This is a genomic window from Streptomyces bullii (assembly GCF_042657145.1).
GTDB classification, from domain to species: Bacteria; Actinomycetota; Actinomycetes; order Streptomycetales; family Streptomycetaceae; genus Streptomyces; species Streptomyces bullii.
The window spans coordinates 1-1,666 of sequence record NZ_JBHSNY010000039.1; the positions used below are offsets into that span (position 1 = coordinate 1).

Annotated in this window: 1 protein-coding gene; it reads right to left on the reverse strand. The window is 67.5% G+C overall.

Annotated elements, in window-relative coordinates; all coding sequences use genetic code 11:
* Nucleotides 1-248: 248 nt before the first annotated feature.
* On the reverse strand, nt 249-1,487 hold the full coding sequence (locus tag ACFPZJ_RS39755) for an IS701 family transposase (RefSeq protein ID WP_381031958.1): 1,239 nt from the start codon (nt 1,485-1,487) through the stop codon (nt 249-251).
* Nucleotides 1,488-1,666: the final 179 nt, after the last annotated feature.

A 1,666-nucleotide genomic window follows, 5' to 3' on the forward strand; every position in this document is an offset into this window, starting at 1 on the left:
CTCGCCCTCGTCACGGCCCGGCCGTGCCCGTAACACCATCGTCCAGCACCCGCCCCCGAGCACCCGCAACCACCCCGCTACCAACAGCTATACCCACCGAAAGCGGAATCGAGCACTAGTAGTGCTTCGTTAGGTTGTGGGCTGTCTGTGGCTGGTCCGAGGTCTGGGCAGGCGCCGTCCGCAGGTGGTGCAGGTACCGGTCCAGCACCTCAGCAGGTCCTGAAGAACGTCGAGGACCTGGTAGAGAGTCAGGCCGGTATGCGGACTTTTGGGTCGAGCCGCCGGAGAGTGAGGAATGCCTGGGCGGCGGTGACGAGGGTGACGTGGTGGTGCCAGCCGCGCCAGGTGCGGCCCTCGAAGTGGTCCAGCCCGAGGCCGTGCTTGAACTCGCGGTAATCGTGCTCGATCCGCCAGCGCATCTTGGCCCACCGCACCAGGTCAGCGGCCGGTGTGGTGGCGGGCAGGTTCGATATCCAGTAGTCCGTCGGAGTGTCCTGGCCGTCCGGCCATTCCACGAGGAGTGTCTGGACGGGCAGGACGCCGTCCCACCCGTTGCGGCCGCCGCCCGCCTCCTGCGCTGCGGCCAGGGACTGCTTGCCCGCGGGCCGCACTGTCAGCACCGCGAACCGCGAAGTCATCTCCCCTTTGCTGCCCTGCCTCCAGGTCACCTCGGTGAACCGCTCCGCACCAGCCTCCCTTGCGAGGACGCAGACGGCTCGCGGTGGGGTGCGGTAGCGGGCAAGGGTGGGCGGTCCAAGTCCGCCGTAAGCAGGCTGGTGCGGCTCGGCATGCTCCGGCTGGGCGACTTCCTTCCCGGTCAGGGCCAGGACATAGGACAGCCCGCGCTCCTGGAGGCCGAGCCGGAAGGGGGTGCTGACGCCGTAGCCGGCATCGGCGACCACGACCGGCGCCTTCAACTGCCATTCGGCGAGTGTGTCCAGAAGGCCGAGCGCGAGACGCCACTTCTCCTGGTGCACCACGACGTCGTCGGGGACTCCTGCTCTGCGGCATCGGTCCGGCTCGTCCGTCCACTCACGCGGCAGATACAACTGCCACTCCAACGGGCACGAGGCGGTGTCGGTGGCGGCATGGACACTGACCGCGACCTGACAGTTCGCCCGTTTGCCGACAGCTCCGCAGTACTGGCGGGCCACCCCGACCGACGCTTGGCCGCACTTGGGGAACGACACATCGTCGATCACCCACACCTCAGGTGTGATCGCCTCGGACAGCCGCTGGGCAACCCGCCGCCGCACCGGCAGCGGATCCCACGGCGACTGGTTCACGAACTGTTGCAGGGCCTGCATGTTTCCGTCCGGCAGACGCTCGGCCATCGGCTGGATCGACTTGCGCCGGCCATCCAGCATCAGGCCCCGCAGATAGCACTCACCCCACCGCCGCTGATCCCGCCGCGGAAACGACCCGAACACATCGGCAACGAACTCCGATAACTCACCCCGGAGCTGTTCCACTTCCCCCAGCCTCATACCAGGGAAGGTACCCACCACCAGGCAGGATCACCCGACGTAACGAAGCACTACTAGTGCTGCGTTCCTCAAAGGATGTACACATATCGGCGGTGTAAGCGCCTGGTGGGTGGTGCGGGTCTGCCCCAGATCCAGGGTCGGGCGCGGGCGTTGAGCTGGTCGGTGGCGACGCGGGTCGC

Excerpts from the sequence above, each read along its gene's own strand:
- ACFPZJ_RS39755 (WP_381031958.1), bottom strand. The coding sequence starts at position 1,487 with ATGAGGCTGGGGGAAGTGGAACAGCTCCGGGGTGAGTTATCGGAGTTC.